We start from the raw sequence: 20,119 nt of genomic DNA, 5'->3' as shown, positions 1-20,119 counted from the left end.
CGCTCAAAGTCCGGGATACATCCGGCCGGGGTTGAAAACTCCCTGCGGGTCGAAGGCCTGTTTGAGATTGCGGTGAATCCGTGCCAGCGGCGCACTGAGCGGCTGGAAAACGCCAGCCGACGCCTTCAGCGCGGCGTCGCCGCGAAAAAGCGTTGCGTGTCCGCCGGCCTTGGCCGCGGCGGCGCGAATCACCCGTGAATCACCATTGCGCAACCAGCGTTGCGCACCGCCCCATTCGATCAGCGTCGACCCGAGCGCCTGCGCCGGCGCCACCGAAGGCAGCGAAAGGCGCCACAACGGCGCGTCACCGGCAAAGAAGACGTGCGTCTGCTCACGCAGCGAATGCCAGAAGACTTCGCCATCGGCATCGGCCAACGCCTCACCGGCAAGCGCGCGCTGTGCGGCAGCCACCGCAGCGGCGGCACCGGTAAGGCGTAGCGTCAGCACACCGTCGTGCCAGGCCGAGGCGGAAATCGGCAAGGGCCGGCCACCCCACTGGTTGAGTTTGGTCAACGCCGTCGCCTCGTCGAGGGCAAAACGCACACTCTTTTCGCTGACCGGCAGGGGAAGCACTTTCAGCGAAACCTCGAGCACGATACCGAGGGTGCCCAGGCTGCCCGCCATCAGCCGAGAAACGTCGTAGCCGGCGACATTCTTCATCACCTGGCCGCCGAAGGACAGCACATCACCTAGACCATTGAGCACTTTGACGCCGAGAACGAAATCACGCACCGCACCCACCGCCTGCCGGCGAGGTCCGGACAAAGCGCAGGCCAGCATCCCGCCGACGGTCGCCGACGGCGCGTAGTACGGCGGCTCGAAGGCCAGCCACTGGCCCTTCTCGGCCAGCACCGCGGCCAGTTCGACGAGCGGCGTTCCGGCCCGCGCGGTGACCACCAGTTCGGTCGGTTCGTAAGCAACGATGCCGCTGTAGGCACCCACCGCAAACGGCTCGCCCTCTTCCGGGCCACCGTAGAAGGTCTTGCTGCCGCCACCGCGAATGGCCAGTGGGCAGCCCGACCGGGCAGCGTCGACAATCCGCCCGGCCCAGGCTTCGATCAAAGTATCCATCACCCGCCCGGCGAAGAGCGAACGGTACCCGCTGCGGCATGGCCACGGGCCAGGGTATATTCGCGACAGCGGGCGAGCGTCGGCACGCCCTTGCCAGGATTGAGCAACCCATGCTCGTCGAAGGCCGCCTTGATGCGATGGAAAGCGGCGATCTCGGCCTGGGTGAACTGCTCCGCCATGACATCGATCTTCTCGAGACCCACTCCATGCTCGCCGGTGATCGTGCCGCCGAAGCGTACCGACAACTGGAGAATCTCGGCACCGAAGGCAGCGGCGCGATCGAATTCCCCCGGCTGGTTGGCATCGTACATGATCAGCGGGTGCAGATTGCCGTCACCGGCATGGAAAACATTGGCGCAGCGCAGGCCGTACTTCAGAGACAGTTCGGCAATCGCGGTGAGCATCTCGGCCAGCCGCTTTCGGGGAATCGTACCGTCCATGCACAGGTAGTCCGGGGTCACCCGACCGACGGCCGGAAAAGCCGCTTTGCGCCCGGCCCAGAACTTGAGGCGCTCGGCTTCGTTCTGCGAGACACGAATCCCGGCTGCACCGCTATCCGCCAGTACCTCGGTCATGCGCGCGATCTCCTCGGCGACCTCTTCCGGCGTCCCGTCCGACTCGCAGAGCAGAATCGCCTGAGCACTCATATCGTAACCGGCGTTGACATAGGGCTCGACGGCGTGGATCGCCTTCTGGTCCATCATTTCGAGACCGGCCGGAATGATGCCGGCCGCTATGATGCTGGCGACCGCATCGCCGGCCTTTCTGATATCGTCGAAAGAGGCAATCACCACCTGCGCCAACTCCGGCTTCGGCGTCAGCCTGACAGTCACCTCGGTGATCATCGCCAGCAAGCCTTCCGAGCCGTTGAGCAGTGCCAGCAGGTCGTAACCCGGCGCGTCGAGCGCCGCGTTGCCGAACTCGACGACCTCGCCCTCGATCGTCAGCCCGCGCACGCACAGCACATTGTGTACCGTCAGCCCATATTTGAGGCAGTGCACGCCACCCGAGTTCTCGGCGACATTGCCGCCGATGGTGCACGCAATCTGTGACGATGGATCGGGCGCGTAATAGAGGCCATAAGGCGCCGCCGCCTCGGAAACCGCCAGATTGCGCACCCCCGGCTGAACCACCGCCGTGCGCGACAAGGGGTCGACGGTGATGATCCGTTTGAGCTTGGCGAGCGACACCAGAACGCCATCGGCATGCGGTGTGGCGCCGCCCGACAGACCGGTGGCGGCCCCGCGCGGCACCACCGGCACCCTCAGTTGATGGCAGATCCTGAGGATCGCCTGTACCTGCGACTCATTCTCCGGCAGGGCGACCAGGAGCGGCAACTGGCGATAGGCGGTCAGCCCGTCGCAGTCATACGGCCGCATGTCTTCTTCCTCGGCGAGCAGGCCCTGCGCCGGCAACACCGCGCGCAGGCGCCGAATCAGGGTCGGCCGGTCAACGGCGAAACTGCGCTCGACAATCGCGCCTTCCAGCGGGCCTTCCATCTTCATGGCGCATCCTCGAAAAAGGCTCAAGCGACGAGCGGTGTGCCTCGCTGCGATGCCTTCAGCACGACGTTGGCGCGCGGCCCGGTCTTCTCATTGTACAAAGGAACCCGCCGACGCGGGTTCCTTTGTACTGCCAGCGCTCGCTTCAGACAGCCGAAATCTGCTTGCGCCGGCGAATGAACGCCAGCAGACCGAGGCCTGTTGCGGTCACCAGCAGCATACCGGGCTCTGGAACAGGCACCGGCACATTGGGGCTTGAAAGGAGCACATTCGTGACGCTCAAGCTGGAGGCATAGAGCGGGTCATCATCGAGGAGATTGTTGACTGAAAACGCGATCTGACCATTGACGGAGTTGGCCAGAGTGGTCACGAAATGCTTCCAGCCGCTGACGCCAAAATCCCCCACGGTAGCTACGTCGGACAGGGTGGTGGACAAATTGTTGCCGACAAAGACCGTCGCCCAGTCGTTGTACGGAAGTTCGTCGCCAGCCACGAACAACCAGTCGAACTCGAACTTATAGCCGGCGGCAAGATTGAAGCTCTTGTCAAGCAACGCTGTTCCTGTAAGCGTTGCAAAGTTACTGGCGACCGATGCCGAGCCATTCGTGCCCAGACTCGTGTTCCACGTCGTCAGATCTTCATACGCGAATACACCTGCAGAGCCAGAGAGTAGCGCGACCGCAAGAGCGAGTGGTGCAATCGTTTTGCTTATCTTCATGAGGCTGCTCCCGAAAAGTGAGAGGAAAAATGTGCCTTGGCACGGGTGCCAAGCGCTGGCCCGGGGCTCGCCCCGACGCTCACCTCAGCCAAGACAAAGAAGCAACATTCATGCCGAAAAAGAATTATTACATTAAACAAGATACCTACAAATATAGACCTACCTTATCGTGGCGCCAGTGTAAAAAATTCCGACAGATGATCTCAGCCACCATGCCCGACATAACCCGGCAGACCGGCGGCTTCACCGGAACTTGCCAGATGGATGGCCTGCTCGATGATTGCCTGCTGATCCTCTGCCTTCATCTTCGAAATCAGAATGTCCACGTCCTCGATGGCGTTCCGTAGCAGGCGGTTGTCGAGAATCATGCGCATGCGAAAGAACTGCGCCCACTGAAACTCGGCGAAGTCGGCCGCCATCTTGTCATAGCCGAAGTGCGTACGCACGTACCAGGCGAGACCACGATAGGGGTCGTTGCGGAGATCCTTGATGTGCTTGGGCAGTGCGTCCGGTTGCACGGGGCCACCGCCCATGGGATCGAACAGATAGACCCAGCGATTGTCATGCATCGCTTTCCAGAAGTTGTAGTCCTTCAGGATGCTCCAGTTGTACATCACCTCGACGACCACGCGGGCATTGCCTTGATCGATTCCCGCCTGATTTTTTCCCTGCGCAACATCCCACACGGCACGCGCCAGATGATGGTGATCGGTGAGATAGAACTTGTCGCCATTGCCGATGACGATAGGAACGGGATGGGTAATCAGATAGGCGGCGAGGTCATCCTTGCTCTTCGTGCGCATGGCTTCGGCCTTGGCGTTCACCTCGTCGAGCCCGACACCACTCTGCGTCGGATGCAGGTCCGCCACCCGCAGTTGGTAGAATTGCCCCCCGCGGTGCGACCTTGCGGTACATTCTTCATAGTTGAAATCCATGATCTTTCCTTCCCCGCGTAGGGTCTGATCCGATCTCAGGCCTGAGGCGCTGCCTTCTCGTTCTCCAGCGCCCTGGCCGTGATCTCTTCGTACAGTGTGGCCATCTTGGCCGCCAACTCGTTGTATTCCGGGTGACGAGCGAGAAAGGACTTGGCGTCCTCGATGTCGGCAAATACCCGTTCCAGCAAGGAAATATCCATGTCATCGAGCCGCTCGCCGCCATCGACCTTCGCCTTCAGATCGAGCGCTCGGGGCAAGCGCTCTTTTTGGAGGCGCTCCAGCACGACGGTCGCCACACCCAGGTCATCCGATTCTCGGCTCATTGTTCGCTCCTTGATTCTGTCATTGCTTCAACGGGAACCCACCGCGCAAATTGCCAGCAACGCTCTGCAGGAACCCATGCGGCGACTTGAGTCGAGGATAATGCCAGTTCTCCCGGACTAAAGGCAATAGACATCCGCAGCGGTGACCGAGCCCGATGAAAGCAGCAATGCCCGGTGTTCTCCGGCGCACAGATCACACTCCGTTACACATCAGGAACAGAGGGACAACAGATCACCCGCTGCCGATTCGGTACTCTTCGTCCTGTCGCTGCCACGCACCCCTCCCCCTCCCCCTCCCCCCGCGTGACAGCGATTGTTTCACCCGGCCCGCCCAGCCCTCCCTCTGTGCGGGCCGTTTCTTTTCCTGGCAGCCTATAATTCGCCCTCCCGCCGCCGGCAGCTGTAGCGCCGAACGGGAGCCTGCCTGTTTGAAAAAATACTGCTTTTCTCCTGGAGTCATCGTGATGAACCGATGGATGAATGCCGTCATCTGCCTGCTCTCGTGGCTGCTGCTCAGTTTCGTGCCACCAACGGCCTATGGCGGACAGCCAGCGCCCATGAAACTGCCCGCCGGCGTCAAGAAGCTGAGCACCGTTGAGGGGATCAGTGAGTACCAACTGGCCAACGGCCTGCACTTCATCCTGTTTCCCGACGCGGCGAAAGCGACGGCCACGGTCAATGTCACCTATCTGGTCGGTTCACGGAACGAGAATTACGGCGAGACCGGCATGGCCCACCTGCTCGAACATCTGATGTTCAAGGGATCGACGAACTTCCCGGATCCGACCCGTGAATTCAAGGCGCGCGGCTTCCAGATCAACGGCACGACCTGGCTCGATCGGACGAATTACTATCTCACCTTTGCCGCCAGTGGCGACAACATGCAGTGGGCTCTGGCATGGAGCGCCGATGCCATGGTCAATTCATTCGTCGCCAGGAAAGACCTTGACAGTGAGATGACCGTGGTTCGCAACGAATTCGAGATGGGCGAAAGCGACCCGGCGAGCGTCATGCTCAAGCGGATGCAGTCGATGCTCTTCGACTGGCACAACTACGGCAAGAATACGATCGGCGCCCGCAGTGACATCGAGAACGTCAGAATCGAGAACCTGCGTGCGTTTTACCGCATGTATTATCAGCCGGACAACGCCGTGCTGACGGTCGCAGGCAAGTTCGACGAGCAAAAGACGATGGCCTGGATTGCCGCCACCTTTGGCAAACTGCCGAAGCCGACGCGTGCGCTGCCCGCGTACTGGACAGTTGAGCCAACGGCGGATGGCGAACGCCAGTTTGCGGTCAGGCGGAAAGGGGAGGTGCAGATCGTTACGCTGGCGTATCGCACCCCGTCGGGCCTGCACGCCGACTCCGACGCCATCAGCATGGCCGTCGATATCCTCGGCGACACGCCAAATGGGCGCCTGTACAAGGAACTCGTTCAGACCGGACTGGCTGCACAGGTCTTTTCCTACACCGTCGACACGCGCGAACCCGGCTTCGTGGTCTTTGGCGCGACGGTCAACAAGGGTCAATCGATTGAGCCGGTTCGCGACCGGATGATTGCCGTGATCGAGGGCGGCTTTGCGCGCCAGGCCGCAACCGCCACTGAACTCGGTCGCTCGATCGAGCAGGAGCGTACCGCCCACGAACGGGCACTGGCCGATCCGGAAGCATTCGCGGTGATGCTCTCCGAGTACATCGCACTCGGTGACTGGCGGCTTTTCTTCTACTCCCGCGATCAGCTCGAAAGGATCACGACGGCGCAGATCGATGCCGCTGCCGGCAAGTACTTCGTGCGCGACAACCGCGTCCTCGGAACCTTCATCCCCGAGGACTCCCCGCAGCGCGCCGTCGTTCCGCAGGCACCAAGCGCCGCTCAGTTGTTGGCCAATTTCAGGCCGCAGGAGAAGGGCGATGCCGGTGAAGCCTTCGAGGCCTCACACGAGAACATCAGCAAGCGCACCCGGCTGGCAACCTTTGGCGATCTGAAGATCGCCCTGCTGCCAAAAGCGAACCGCGGGCGGACTGTCAATGTGGCGATCAGCTTTCGCTGGGGTGATGAGAGCTCGCTGGCCCACCGCGACCTCGCCGGTCCTCTGGCGATTGCCATGCTCGCACGCGGCACCAGCCAGTTGACCCGCCAGCAGATCGCCGACGAGATGATTCGTTTGAAGATCCGCGGCAGCCTGACCCACTTTGAAACGAACCGGGACAAGCTGCCCGAGGCACTCAGGCTGCTCGCCCAGTTGCTCAAGGACGCCACTTTCCCGGTGGCCGAATTCGAAGAACTCAAGCGCGAGCAGTTGACCGCACTGCAGTCGCAACTCGACAATCCGGAAGTGCTTTCGGGCGACGCCCTGCTCTCGCATTTCAACACCTATCCGCCCGGCGACCCTCGTTACCACGCTTCGCTGACCGAGCGCATCGACCAGTTGCGCCGGACGACGCTCGCTGACGTCGTGCGCTATCACCGCGAACTGATCGGGACAGCGCGTGGCGAGATTGCCATCGTCGGCGACTTCGATGCGCAAGCCATCGAGGAGGAACTCCGGCAACTGTTTCCCGGCTATGTCTCGAAATCGTCTTACGGCCGCGTCGACCGTGAGTTCCGCAGCGTCGTGCCGCAGCGAATCGTGATCGATACCCCGGAGAAGGAAAATGCCTTCCTGCGCGCGCGCGTGGACCTCATGCTGCGTGACGATGATGCCGACGCCGCCGCTCTCTACGTGGCGAATGACATTTTCGGTGGGCACAGTGGACTGTCGAGCCGACTGACGGACCGCCTGCGCCAGAAGGACGGCCTCAGCTACAGCGTCGGTTCGACCTTGTCGATGGGTAGCCGTCAGCGCCTATCGACGTGGTCAGTGACGGCGATGGTCGCTCCGCAGAACGCCACTCGTGCCGAGCAAGCCATCCTGGAGGAGCTGCGGCGAGCGCTGCGCGACGGTTTCACCGCGCGCGAAGTCGCAGAAGCGAAGAAGGGAATCCTGGAATCACGCGCCCTCAGTCGCTCGCAGGACAACTCGGTTGCTTCGCGCTGGATGACGTATCTCGATCTCGGCCGCGACTGGCGATTCTCGGAGGACTTCGAGGCCAGGGTGGCGGCTCTTACCCCCGAGCAGGTCGATGCCGCTTTCCGCAAGTACATCAACCCCGACCAACTGAGTCTGGTCATCGCCGCTGACAGCAAGAAGGAAGCGGGCAAATGACGAGTCGTCGTCACTCAGGATGACGTCCAGGTCCCCGCGCGCCTGGTCGCTGGCACAGGTGGCGACTGGTCTCGCCAGCGTCGGTTCGGCGCTGCCTGCGCTTGCCGCGCAACCGTGCCTGAATCCGACGATCGTCTCGCCGGCGCCGCAATCGACCAAATCCTCACTGCGCCCGACGATTTCGTGGCGCCCGGTTGCCGCCGCGTCGAGTTATCGGATCAGACTCGTCAGCCGCGAACCGGAAGGGCGAACATTCGCCACGATCGACACCATGGTCAAGGAAACACACTTCGTTGCGCCGCAGGCGTTGAGCGACGGCTTCGCGCTCGTCGAGGTCAGCGTCACGAGCCAGTGCCCGACGGCGGACCCATCGCTGCCGGCGCCAGGCAGCGAGCATCGCTTCCTGATTGACTCCCGGTCTGCCTGTCCGGTCAACGGACTGAGTGTTGACACCAGCGAAAGGCGTATCCACTGGCAAGCGACGACGGGTGCTGATGGCTACGAAGTCTTTGGCTACGAGGCGACGGACGGCCGCTTGCTGTTCAAGCTCGAAACGAGGGAGCCCGCTGCCGTGCCGCCCTCCCCCACCGCCAACTCCGTCATCCTCGCCGTTCGCGCCCACTGCGGCGACATGTTCGGACAGATCGGCTACGCAGTCTATTGAGCGCCTGAGGGCGTGCCGCTGGCCGGCGCACCGTCGGTACGCCGGCTGCGCTCGAGCACGCGTCGCCCGACCGCGCGGCCGAGTCTCAGCCCCTCTTCGTTGTCGCTGCGCAAGTGGATCCCGCCGTACAGGCGCGACAACGCCGCTTCGTCGGCCGACGCTCGCAGTTCGCCGGCATCCTCCGGAAAGAACGCCGCGAGCACTTCCGCAGCCGCGCCAGAAGCCGCCGCATGCCCCGAGACATAGCTCGGGAATGGCGGCGTGAACAGGTACGGCAGAAAGTCCGCATCGAGTTGCTCGCGGATCACGGTCACCGGTCGCACCGTCCAGTGGGCGAACTTCGCCTGCCAGCAGGCGACCAGCGCATCCGACATCGCCACATTCAGCGCCGCCAACACGCGCGCCGCCTGCGCCGTATCCAGGCCATGCTGAGCGACCAGGGCCATCGCCTTGCGGTTCCAGACTCCCGGCGGCGTCACCGACCCCTTGTCGAGGTTCCAGTCGTCGGCGATTCGCTTCTGCTCGGCCGTCAGGGCGCGCGACACCTGCAGCACCTCGCGCACTTCGTCGCGGTAGCGCTCGCTGGCAAACTCCGGCGGCGGTGGTGGCTGGATCTCGCTGCCGTCGGCAAGCGCCCAGGTGCGCCATTTCCCGGCCAGCGGCTCGGTCGGATTGTAGAGATTGAGCGGCGGCGCGGCGCGCCACACGGAGGGACCGGCTGCCGGACGATCGGCCGGGTTCCAGCTCGCGCCGGCTCCATCGTCGAGCACGCGACGGATCGCATCGGCCGCGGCGCGACGGCCCGCTGCGCGGGCAAAAGTGAGATCTTCCGGCGACACGCCCGCCCTGGCAGCGACCGCGAGCATCGCGCCAACGCCGATGGCCTCGATTCTTCCCGGCGACTCGCGCGGGTAGAAATGCGCCAGGACCGCGGCCGACGCAGCCTGCACCGCCACCGCCTGCGCCGCCTCGCTGCTCGTCGTCGTCGCCAAGCGAACGACCGCGTCATGAGCTGCCGCGTGCACGTGCGCCAGCACGCGCACCGCGCGCAGCGGGTTCTGCTGATACTTGACGATCAGTTCCAGGGCGAGACCGTTCCATGGCAGCGATGCCGGCCCGGTCGCCCACTTCCGGGCGAGCACCTCGGTCGCGAAGCGCTGTCGAGTCGACTCGCCAGCCGCCATCGTCAGCGGCGGTGATGCGAAATTCTCCGGCATCGTGGCCTCGTCGCGAGGATCGCCTTGCGGCAACCACTTCACCCAGTGGCTCGGGTCCGATGCCGGCGCATGCGGCACCTCCGCTGCCAGGCCAGCAGCGCAGAACAGCAGCGCGCCAAGAAAGCGCGGAAGAGCGTGACTCAGGTTCCGGCGGTAGGGCATGGGTCGAGGTAAGCAAGGAACTCCAACGTAAGGACCAACGTTGTAGACTTTTTTCGGAATGACTGACTTGCGTTCGGATCCTGAAAAAAGTCTACAACGATGGCTTATGAACACCAAGCGAAAGCTGGAACAAGCGGTGTTTATCTCCAGCGACGCGCAAGGCGGAGCGAAATGAACAGGAAATCTACTTTGGCAACCTCTGACGACGACGCCCCAATCACGCAGGGTGACATCGATGCTGGCCGACTGGTCTTGCGCAAGCGTGTCGAGGGTCGAGTGACGCCCGCAAAGAAGCGCATCACGCTGTATCTCGATGCCTCTCTGATTGAGCATTTCAAGGGACTGGCTGGCGAGCGCGGCTATCAGACGCTGATCAACGAAACCCTGAAAATGTCACTGCAACAATCCGACATTGAAACGATGATCAGGAAAGCCATCCGCGAGGAACTGATGAGCGGGAAGGCGGCGTAAGCGTCCAGCCGATCCCCCTGTAAAATACCCGAGAGGTGGAGCAACCTCCAGGTTTTCGACAGGACTGCCCGCAGGTCTGCCGATCAACGCCCAGAAGTGGCTGAGCGTCGCTCCTTCGGGATTTCGTGAAGCACTGCCGTCGAGGCTGACCAGCTTGCCGACGGCAACGCTCTGGTCGGAACCGGCATCGGCCAGCGGCGGGCGATTGATCGCGTGCCGTGCCAGGCGCTTTGATAATTGCAGATGGTCGATCCGGCGTACGCCAATTCTGATTCCGCTTCCGCTGCATCAGGGTTTGCTGAATATCTTGCTGAGTAAGGCCGCTGATTTCTGCCTGGCGAACGCTTGGAACTCCGATGTTCTCTGCTCGTCGCGAAACAGGTTAACCACCTGGTCCCAATGCACGCGAAGCAGGTTCGCCATGGCTGTGGCGTCTGGCGGCTCGCCAAGCTGTTGCGGCGTGATGGAGTCGTCCACGAACTCAAGTGCGTATTCAAGCTTGTGCCACCCAACGGCATTGCTTCCAGCATCCACGAAGACCTGTCCGCGATCACGCTCGAATCGGAGTGATAACGGCGCACCGACCATTACAACGACGGCGTTGCCAAACGCCTGCGGCTGATAGTTGCTCGCGCCAGGCACAAGACCCTCGCTCACCACGAAGGCGAAAGCAGGGGCGATATCAACCAAATCAATCACCGCGTCACCGCTTGATGAGTAGGGTTCCATCGGCACCCGGGACGTAGCCCCTGCTTCCCAAGTACTCTAACTCACGGGCAAAGTAGCTTCCGGGTCGCACCTTGTCCAGCGGCGTGGCGAGCGTGATTTCATCCCCTCGGGAGATCATGCGATCAAGAAACTTCTGATTCGCCGTCCACCGTTCGGCCTCGGACATCCTGTTCCACACCTCCCCCGGAATGTTGAAGCGACGAGCCGCGAGAGTTTCGGCAAGCTGCACGTACTCGGGGTGGTGACCGAGAACGGTCCTGCCTTCGGCCACTATTCCCTTTGCCGCCAGGCATTGCCCGCCAACCTTTGCCGCGCTGCCGAGACCACCGGCAAGACCCAACTCGGGATTTTCTGCTACGCCCTGAGCTGTAATCCCCATGGCAAGCAAGCGCAGCCCGAGGCCAAGCAAAGGGGTAAGACCATCCGGGTCGACGTAGGTCAGTGGATTCCCACGAACATAGGTGTACAGGTTCAAGCCTCCGGCCAACCCGATCGGATCTGGCTGCACATACCTCCCCACCCCTGGATCGTAATCCCGGTAGTAGTTGTAGTGCAGTTGCGTCTCCCGATCGAAGTACTGCCCGGGAAAGCGCAGGTTGATGGTCGTCGGCTTCCCATCGCCGTCCGGATCTTCCTCGGGCAGTGCCATCCCGAAAGGCTCGGTCGTCGGCGGGTTGCGCCAGACGACGACGTTGGCTTCGTTGGTCGCCACTCTCGGCGTGCCGAGATGATCCGCGTGCAGATAGAGGATCGTCAGCCGGGTGTCGGTGGCCGTGATCCTCACCGTGTCCGGTCCGCTGGCGAGTTGGCCGTCACTGACGATCAACTGCGCGACGTACTGACCAGGAACGTCGGCGGTAAAGGTCGGACGCACGCTGTTGGCTGCGGTGAGGGCGGCAGCGCTTCCCGCAGGTCGGCCGATTAACAACCAGGCGTGACTGAGCGTCGCTCCTTCGGGATCCCGCGAAGCACTGCCGTCGAGGCTGACCAGCTTGCCGACGCCGACGCTCTGGTCGGAACCGGCGTCGGCCAGCGGCGGGCGATTGATCGGGAGCAGGACTTCTGCCGAGAACACTCGCTTCAACATGCCCTTGAAACCCGCCGACACCCGCAGCCGCAGCGGTGCGGTCTCGGTCAATACCACGTCGAGGGTGTAGACCTGGTCGCCCGCAACGGCGTCACCGTTCAGTCCGTCATCGTGCAGGCTGCCGAGCACCGCGACGGCTGCCCCGGCGTCATTGACGCGCTGCAGGTTGACGGTGGCGGGGATGAGTGTCGGATCGGCAATCACGGCGGTCACGCGGACGGTCGTCGGCGCGCCGGCAGTGATCGAGTTCGGTGTGATCTGCACCGACCCGATGCTCGGGGCAGCCCAGGCTGGGAACACCGGCAGCAACACGCCGGCAAGCGCCAGCACCCTGGCGAGCAACGCCCGCCCGAACGCCGATGACGCAGGCACGGTGAGACTCACCGCCGCTGTGGCCTGGACGATACCGATCAGAGCGAGCAGCCGGAAGACAGCGAGGCGGAGCAGGCTTTGGCAGTGGCTTGGCATGATCTCTCCCCCCTATCCTAATGAACGACAGCCAGCGTGCCGAACAGCGGCGTAGAGTGCGATAAGCGAAGCGTATTGCGCCGAGAGTCGGCGCTATCAATGCGTGTTCGCGCAAGAAATCGTGGTCCGTCCCCGATTGGCGCCACGTCCCCGATTGGCGCCAACCTACGAGCTACCGGCGACGCGAACATGGCTGGACTACAGCGCATTGGCCACCAGCCTTGTCCCGAGACTCTGGATCATCTTTACGGGGTGGCCGCCACCATGTTAGATCTAGTGGAGAATCATCCACGAGGTCTTGCTCAAACGGTCCCTCTGTCTGCGAGCCTGTTTTGTTCCTCACATAGCCGAACAAATCGGACAACAGTCTCGTCTGGGCATAATAAATGGCACCCAGTCGAAGCACGTAATACGCGTTCATCTTTTGCATCCCATGCAATTCCACATACCAATCGGATGTTGGATCACAGATGTAGGGAGATTGGTTCAAATAGGCTCGAAGCTCCGGGTTGTAGGAGCCGTCGCCAAAGTGATTGGATTCGTGGACCCACATCTCCAAGAGGTATGAGAAAAAGCTTTGATAGGCAGAATCGCTTGGCTTTGCACTTGGGTTACGAGTATGAACCTCATAACTGTCATCCGCTGTCAAGCCAAGGGTGTCGCGAAAGTTCGTAGGAGAGGAACCGACATACTGATAGTGATTGACTCCGCCAACGATTCCAATGGGATCACCAGAAGCAAAGCGCTTCAAGCCCGGCTCATAATACCTCGCCCGATAGTAATACATCCCCGTCCCATCATTCTCCCTCCCGGTGTACTGCGTCGAGTTCCCGCTATCCTCGCCGCTCCGCACCGTCTCCCCATACGGGCTATACCCATACGCCGTCGCAATGCTCTGATCCGCCCGCGTCTCGGCCACCACGCTGCCCAGCGCATCAGTCAGCATCGTCCTGTCCCCACTCGCCGCAAACCGCCCGATCGCTTCGTCGATCGCCAGCCCGGTGAGCAGCGCGGCCTCGTTGGCGCCAAACTCGGCGAGCGCCTGCACGCCGTCGTAGAGATAGCCGGTGCTCAGCCCATTGACCACGCGTTGCACCCGCCGGCCCAACGCGTCGTACTTGAAGCTCGCGGTCAGGCCCGGACCAGCGATGGCGACCAGGCGGTCGCGCGCGTCCCAGGTGTAGGTCGTCGTCCCGCCGGGGCAGGCCTTGCTCGCCAGGTTGCCGTTGGCGTCGTAGGCGAGCGCGCAGGTCTGCCCGGTGGCCGGGAAGGTGATGCTGGTCATCCGGTTCGCTTCGTCGTACGTGCCCTGCATAGGCGTCTCGACGTTGGTCGGCAGGTTCATCGTTCGTGCGACGCGGCGCCCGTTCGGATCGTAGGCGTAGGCGATCGAATCGATCAGCGTGCCGTCGGACTTGCGGAAGCGGATTTCGACGAGTCGGCTGGCCTTGTCGTAGGCGTACTCCTGGCGGATGCCGTTGGGCAGGACCTTGGCGGTCAGGCGCGAGGCCTTGTCCCACTCGTAGCTCACCGTTCTGCCGCGGTAGACTATCGTCGTCAGCCGCGAGGCGAGGTCGTAGGCGTAGGTCGTCGGGTCGATGCCGTTCACCGTCCGTTTGATTCGCCGGTCGAGGGCGTCATACTCGTAGTCGATGGTGTTGACCAGCCCGTCCACGTCGGTGGCCTCGCGTTTGAGTCGATCGACGTCGTCGTAGTCGAAGGCGATCGTGCCTACTTGATCGCGGATGCGGACGAGCCGACCGGCCGCGTCGTAGTCACGCCGCTCGTTGCCGCCGGCGGCGTAGGTGATGCTCGCGACGCGGTTCTGGCGGTCGTATTCGAGGCTTACCCGCTGTGCTCTGCGATCGGTGGCGGCGAGCAGCCGGCTCGCGCTATCGTAGTCGTAGGTCTCGACGCCGCCCTTGGCATCGGTGCGGCGCGTCAGGTGGTGCATGTCGTCGCTAATGTAGGACTCGACGGCGCGGCCGAGCGGGTCGATTACCGCGGTCGGGTCGCGCTTGGCGTCGTAGTTGAAGCGCGTGACGCCGGCGTTGGCGTCGGTGATCGTCGTCACCTGGTCGAGCCGGTTGTATTCGCTGAAGGTGCTCGCCCCTACCGCGTCGGTCACGCGCTGCAGGCGTCCGACGACGTCGCGCTGGAACTCGACCGAGTTGCCGAGCGCGTCGGTCACTGCCGCGAGGTCGGCCGCCGGGTTATAGGCCAGCGTCGTGACGTTGCCCAGCGGGTCGGTCACTTTCTGCAGCAGCCCCCTGGCGCCGCCAGCGTCGGTGTAGCTGTATTGGCTGACATTGCCGAGCGGGTCGATGGCGCGCAGCAGCTTGCCGCCGCTCGCCTCCGAGTCCTCGTACTCGAAGCGATAGCTGACCGGAGTTCCGTCGGCCAGCTTGCGGGTGATGCCGGTCACCTTGTTCCACATCGGATGGTAAGCGAGATCGGTGCTGCGACCGGCGGCATCGACGATCTGGGTGCGGTTGCTGTTGCCGTCGTAGGCGTACTGCGTGACACGGCCGAGGGGGTCGGTGATCCTGGTGATGCGGTTGCGCCCGTCGCGCTCGAATTTCGTGCTCTGGCCATCGGCGTCGATCAGTTCGGTGCCCAGCCCGCCGGCGTTGAAGCGGACCGTGTAGCCGTTGCCGTTGGCGTCATAGACACGGGTGGCGATCACTTCCCCGCCGAGGAAGTGCCAGCCGGCCGCGCGGTTTTCGAGGGAGTCCACTGTGGGACCATTGCCCCCGGCGCAGTGTCCCACGGCCAGCGGCCCCTGGACGGCACAGGTGCCGCTCAGCTCGTAGGCGAAGCGGATATCCCAGTTGCTCGCGTGCTGGCGCAGCACGCGGAAACTCTCGCCGTAGTCGAGTGCCAGAGGCTGCGTCGTCCCGGGCCGGGAGATCGAGCCAATGTAGATCGGCCCGTCCGCGCGGTTGGGATACGACGACGAGAAGCCCACCGTGCCAACGCTGGTGACCTGCGGTGGCGACGGGATGACGTAGCCGTAGCTCGTCACGCCGCCATCCGGCGCGGTCACCAACGCGAGCCGGCCGCCAGCATAGCCGTAGCGCACCTCGCGCCCGGCAGCATCGCGCACCACCTCGATGGGTCCGCTGCTCGCGTCGACGCCGATCGCCACCGTCTTGCCCGGTGCGGTGATCGTCGTCGGCCGCCCCGAGTCATTGCGCTCGATGCGCAACACGTTGCCGTTGGCGTCGCGCTGTTCGACGAGCCAGCTCACGAAGCCGATCTGCCGAAAGCGCCAGACGCGGCCGTCCTTGAACTTGAGTTGCCAGCCGTCGCCGGAAACGAGTTTCGCGCCACCGAAGCGCAGGTCATTCGGCGCTTCGTAAGTGTTGGCTCCGCTCGGCGTGAACACGACACCGCGGGCGTTGCCGGGAAGGACCAGCCGCAGTTCACCCGTGCTCGGATCGACATAGACGATCCAGTCGTAGCTGAAAATCCAGCCATTGCCGAGGCTCGACGACAGCGCCGCGTTCCTGATGAAGGCGTTCCACGGGTAATAGCTGCGGCCGATGGTGATCGGCATCACACCGTCGATGACCATGTCCACCGCGCTCGAAAGTTCCATTCCCATCGCCAGCGTCACCGGCTTGCCGGCCGTGGCAGGCGGACCGTTGCCGTTGCAATCGGGGCACGGCGGACTCGGGTTGGTCCAGGGAACCGTGAAGCACGACAAGCCGCAGACGCCGCAGAAGCGGTCGATTCCGGAGTCCGTATCGGCGCTGATCGTCTTGCCGTCGGCCGAGACGGTACCGGTGCCGGCCTTGCGCCAGCCACCCTCGCCGGCCAGCGGTGTGCCGTAGTAATACCAGTGCTCGGCCTTCTCGCCGGGCTGCAGGCCCATGTCGTTGGGCGCGGTGACGAAGACCGCCGAAGGTCCGTTGCCGGAATTGATCGGCACGCCGCCCATAGGAGTTCCGAAAGAGATGCGGTAGTAGTTCTTCGCGCCGTTCGGCACGGCTTCGGTCGGCAGCTTGTCGGGAGCGACGCGCTCGATCGCCATTCGCGACTTCACCACCCCATCCCAGCCCTGAATCGCGACGCCGGCCGGCACGCGTACCGACAACCCCGGTACGTCCGGGTTGGTGAACACTTGATCTTCGCTGGCGTTGGCGACCAGCGGCCTGAACAGGTCGTCGCGCGGCGGCGGCTGCACCACCCAGTCGGAAAGCGGCGTCACCGCGCCGGCTTCAAGGACGAGGGTGAACGGCCAGATCGGAAAACCCGGATTGGCTGGCGTCGCGTCGATGCGCAGCGTGATCTTGCCGGCCGGCAGACCGGCGAGAACGAAGTTACCGCCGGCGTCGCTGGTGGTGAGCGCCAGATTCGTCCCGGCAGCATTCGGGTCCTCGGCGCGGACGATGATTCCGGCGATGCCGCGGCCCTGCAGGTCGACGAAGCGCCCCGCCACGCCACTGCTGCCGGCGCTGGCGGCACCGATGACCTTGAGCCTGAAAGTGGCGCTCTTGCTCTGCGCCGCACCATCGATCATCGCGGCGCCATCGATGCGCGCGGTATAGGTGCCGGCGGCGAGCGCCGCGGGGACGGCCAGCGCGAGGCTCCCTGTGTGGCCGGCGGCGAGCGCCGGGGTCGAGAAAGTCGGGACGACGCCCGCAGGAAGACCGGCGACCGAGAGTTGCGCCACACCGGCAAATGGCTTCACCCCGCTGCTGGCCAACTGGACCATCAGTGACGCGACACCGCCAGAGAGGGTGATCAGTTCCGCGGGACTGGCGACGATCTCGAAATCCTGTTCGTGCCTGACGGTGAAAGTCGGTCCGCTGACCGTGCCGCGCGCGGTCGTCACCGTCACCGCTCCGGTCTGGGCAGCGAGCGAAACCGTTGCTGTCAGGCGCGTCGTCGCCGCGCTGACGACGCCTGCCGGCGTGGCGCCGATTCTGATCTGATTGCCGCCGGCGGTCGGGACGAAACCCGATCCGTCGATGGTCAGCAGCGTTCCCGGCGGACCCTCGGCGGGTGAGATGGTGGTGATCTTGAGCTGGGTGCCAACGGTCACGTCGATCGCGTTCGACGTTCCGGTCACCGGATCGACGACAGAGACGGACACGGTGCCCGGCGCGCTCAACAGCGCCGCGGGGACCAGCGCGCTCAGGTTCGTTGCACTGCCGAAGCTCGTGGCGAGCAGGGTGGCGCCGAAGCGCACTTTCGACGCCGGGGTGAAGTTGGCGCCGCCCAGCGCCAGCGTCTCTGCCTGGCCGACTTCGAGCACGGCGGGGGTGACGACGTTCAGAATCGGCGTCGCCGGCGTGATGCTGAAGCTGCGGCTGTTGGAATCACCGCCGGCGGACGCCGGGTTACGAACCAGAACGGCGAGTGAACCCGGCGCCGCGAGCAGTGGCACCGGGATGTCGGCCGAGAGGCGTGTGGCGCTGATGAAGCGGGTATTGAGCAGCGTCGTGCCGAAGAGCACTTGCGCCGCCGGGTCGAAGCGCAAGCCCTCGACGCCGAGGACGAGAGCAGCCGATCCGGCGACCGCCCGGTCGGGAACGAGACGCGTCAACGCTGGTTTGAGCGCGTCTGGCGCCCCGGCCTGGACCAGCAGTCGGCGGGGCGCGCTCTTCGCGCCCCGCTGGTCGGTGACGACGAGCTCAATCAGATAATCACCGGCGAGATCCGCGACGAAGGAAGTCAGCGGTGGATTGGGGAAGACCTGGATCTGCGGCAGCAAGGCGGCCGTACTGCCGCGCGGCAGCGCGACGAAGCCCCAGGCGTACTGGGCGATTCCGTCGCCGGGGTCCGGGTCGAAACTCGCCGAGCCGTCGAGGTCGACGCGAGTTCCCGGCGCGACGCTCTGATCGGGCCCCGGCACGGCGGTCGGCGGCGTGTTGGCGGCGTAGGCGGTGACGACGATCTCGTCGGGCGTACTGGTCGTGTTGCCGTCGCTGACGGTCAGGCGTAGCACGTAGCGACCGGCGAGGTCGGCGCGGATGCCCGGCGTGGCGGAGGTGGGGTCGTCGAGCACGGCAGCGCTCGATGCCGGTTTGTCGACGAGTTCCCAGGCATAGCCAAGAGGAGCATTCTCCGGGTCGCGGCTGGCACGGCCGTCGAGGCGGATCGACGCGCCGGTGGGAACGTTCTGGTCGGGTCCGGCATCGGCGGTCGGCGGCGCATTGGTCGCGCTGGCGTGGACGCGAACGAAGGCCGGCGCGCTGTCGACCTTGCCGTCGTTGACAACGAGTTTCAGGAGGTAGTCGCCGGGCTGGTCGGCGAAAAACACCGGCCGCGCGCGGTCGGCGCCGTTGAGTTCGGCGCTGCTGCCGGCCGGGCGTTCATCGAGCGTCCACAGATACGCCAGGTGGTCGCCGTCCGGATCGCTGGACAGGCGTCCATCGACTTCGACGTCGGTGCCGGTGGCGACGTCGCGGTCGCGCCCGGCGTCGGCGACCGGCGGGCGATTGATGTTGAGCAGCATTTCGGCCGAGAAGAGGCGCTTCAACATTCCCTTGAAGCCTGCCGATACGCGCAGCCGCACTGGCGCGCTCTCGGTGAGCTGGACATCAAGGGTGTAGACGTGGTCACCGGCGACGGCGTCGCCGTTCGCTCCGTCATCGTGCAGCGCGCCGAGCACCGCGACCGCTGCGCCGGCGTCGTTCAGGCGCTGCAGGTTGACCGTCGAGGCAATGACGGTCGGATCGGTGATCACGGCGGTGACGCGAACGGTCGTCGGCGTGCCAGCGGCAATCGTCGTCGGCGTGAGCTGCACGCTGCCGATGCTCGGCGCGGCCCAGGCCGGACAGGCCGCCAGCAGCAGGCCGGCAAGTGACCACCAGGCGGCCAGCAGCGTGGCGAGCAGGGCGCGCGCGAACGCCGATGATCGCCTCGCGGCAAGACGATCGCACTCGTACTCGTGGCTGCTCATTCCTCGCCTCCCGCTTTCGCGTTTACCTGTTGCTCACAGCCGCTTGAACCGTCTGCCGGCCAGCAGACTCGTGAGGCCGATCGCCATCAGAACGGACGTCCCCGGCTCGGGGGCCGGCAGCCCCGTCGGAGTGAATGACAGGTCGTCGAGGACGAATGAACTGCCGAGGGCGTCACCCTCGACCGTGAGCTTCGCGATCCCCGAAGCGAACGCGAGTTGCAGCCATTCGTTGGGCAACGAGCCGGGATCTCCGGAAGCGGCTGTGTTGTTCGCGAACGCCGATGGGAGGCTGCCGACAACGTGATCAAGCACGTCCCACGCGGTCAAGGTCAGCGGCAGCGCGTAAGTGAAGAAAACGCCGACCTGCGTCACCGGAGTTGAAAAGAGCATCGTCATCGGGCCGCCATCGTCGGAGATGACGACGCTGCCCGAATGCGGCGGAAACTCGCCGTCGTTGAGCGACAAGCCGGCCTTGAGGGCGATGGTGTTTGCGAAAGTGACTCCTGACGGCGAGAACTGCGTCGTCACCGGGTCGAGGTCGGCCAGCGATTCGAAGCCGATCGTTGTCGCCGAAGCGCTGGCGCTGGTGAGTGCGGCGGCGCAGAGGAAGGCTGCTGCGCCGAGGGGGAGGGAAGTTTTCATGGTATGGGGAT

The 20,119-nt window shown here is 64.1% G+C and carries 13 protein-coding genes; 3 read left to right on the top strand and 10 right to left on the bottom strand.

Annotated features, from left to right (window positions below; genetic code table 11):
• Positions 1-3: 3 nt before the first annotated feature.
• The 5 genes from glcE to ACCAA_RS07960 form a co-directional block, all read right to left on the bottom strand.
• A complete protein-coding gene (gene glcE, locus ACCAA_RS07980) occupies positions 4-1,071 on the bottom strand; it encodes a glycolate oxidase subunit GlcE (RefSeq protein ID WP_186406712.1) in 1,068 nt (355 codons plus the stop codon).
• A complete protein-coding gene (locus tag ACCAA_RS07975) occupies positions 1,071-2,576 on the bottom strand; it encodes an FAD-linked oxidase C-terminal domain-containing protein (protein WP_186406711.1) in 1,506 nt (501 codons plus the stop codon). Before ACCAA_RS07975 ends, glcE begins: the two co-directional genes overlap by 1 nt.
• A gap of 142 nt (positions 2,577-2,718) precedes the next feature.
• Complete coding sequence (locus tag ACCAA_RS07970) at positions 2,719-3,291, bottom strand: PEP-CTERM sorting domain-containing protein (RefSeq protein WP_186406710.1); 573 nt, start codon at positions 3,289-3,291, stop codon at positions 2,719-2,721.
• A 203-nt stretch (positions 3,292-3,494) separates the two neighbouring features.
• Positions 3,495-4,226 (bottom strand): ParB-like protein, encoded by a 732-nt coding sequence (locus ACCAA_RS07965; RefSeq protein WP_186406709.1) that lies wholly within the window; start codon positions 4,224-4,226, stop codon positions 3,495-3,497.
• A gap of 35 nt (positions 4,227-4,261) precedes the next feature.
• Positions 4,262-4,549, bottom strand: a complete 288-nt coding sequence (locus tag ACCAA_RS07960; RefSeq protein ID WP_186406708.1) for a hypothetical protein — start codon at positions 4,547-4,549, stop codon at positions 4,262-4,264.
• A 464-nt stretch (positions 4,550-5,013) separates the two neighbouring features.
• On the opposite strand from ACCAA_RS07960, the gene ACCAA_RS07955 reads away from it, so the two are divergent.
• On the top strand, positions 5,014-7,755 hold the full coding sequence (locus tag ACCAA_RS07955) for a M16 family metallopeptidase (protein ID WP_186406707.1): 2,742 nt from the start codon (positions 5,014-5,016) through the stop codon (positions 7,753-7,755).
• A gap of 19 nt (positions 7,756-7,774) precedes the next feature.
• The gene (locus ACCAA_RS07950) at positions 7,775-8,419 is read left to right on the top strand and encodes a hypothetical protein (RefSeq protein WP_186406706.1); all 645 of its coding nucleotides are present in this window, start codon (positions 7,775-7,777) and stop codon (positions 8,417-8,419) included.
• Here the strand turns inward: ACCAA_RS07950 and ACCAA_RS07945 are convergent.
• The gene (locus tag ACCAA_RS07945; RefSeq protein ID WP_186406705.1) at positions 8,413-9,636 is read right to left on the bottom strand and encodes a vanadium-dependent haloperoxidase; all 1,224 of its coding nucleotides are present in this window, start codon (positions 9,634-9,636) and stop codon (positions 8,413-8,415) included. The two genes, ACCAA_RS07950 and ACCAA_RS07945, sit on opposite strands and share 7 nt — an antisense overlap.
• Positions 9,637-9,987: 351 nt before the next feature.
• Between ACCAA_RS07945 and ACCAA_RS07940 the strand changes: the two genes are divergently transcribed.
• The gene (locus tag ACCAA_RS07940) at positions 9,988-10,269 is read left to right on the top strand and encodes a BrnA antitoxin family protein (RefSeq protein WP_245754491.1); all 282 of its coding nucleotides are present in this window, start codon (positions 9,988-9,990) and stop codon (positions 10,267-10,269) included.
• A gap of 288 nt (positions 10,270-10,557) precedes the next feature.
• Here ACCAA_RS07940 and ACCAA_RS07935 read toward each other — a convergent pair whose 3' ends face one another.
• From ACCAA_RS07935 to ACCAA_RS07920, 4 genes are all read right to left on the bottom strand, one after another.
• Positions 10,558-10,998 carry a hypothetical protein gene (locus ACCAA_RS07935; protein ID WP_186406703.1) on the bottom strand — a complete coding sequence of 147 codons (441 nt, stop codon included), beginning with the start codon at positions 10,996-10,998 and terminating at the stop codon, positions 10,558-10,560.
• On the bottom strand, positions 10,973-12,553 hold the full coding sequence (locus ACCAA_RS21990) for an RHS repeat-associated core domain-containing protein (RefSeq protein ID WP_186406702.1): 1,581 nt from the start codon (positions 12,551-12,553) through the stop codon (positions 10,973-10,975). Before ACCAA_RS21990 ends, ACCAA_RS07935 begins: the two co-directional genes overlap by 26 nt.
• 172 nt (positions 12,554-12,725) lie before the next feature.
• Complete coding sequence (locus ACCAA_RS07925; protein ID WP_186406701.1) at positions 12,726-19,466, bottom strand: PKD domain-containing protein; 6,741 nt, start codon at positions 19,464-19,466, stop codon at positions 12,726-12,728.
• Between the two features lie 33 nt (positions 19,467-19,499).
• Entirely contained in the window at positions 19,500-20,108 is a 609-nt protein-coding gene (locus ACCAA_RS07920; RefSeq protein ID WP_186406700.1) for a PEP-CTERM sorting domain-containing protein, read from the bottom strand.
• Between the last annotated feature and the right edge of the window lie 11 nt (positions 20,109-20,119).

Source organism: Candidatus Accumulibacter aalborgensis (genome assembly GCF_900089955.1).
GTDB lineage: Bacteria > Pseudomonadota > Gammaproteobacteria > Burkholderiales > Rhodocyclaceae > Accumulibacter > Accumulibacter aalborgensis.
The sequence above is the reverse complement of the archived record's forward strand: the minus strand, read 5'-3'. Positions and strand labels throughout refer to the sequence as shown.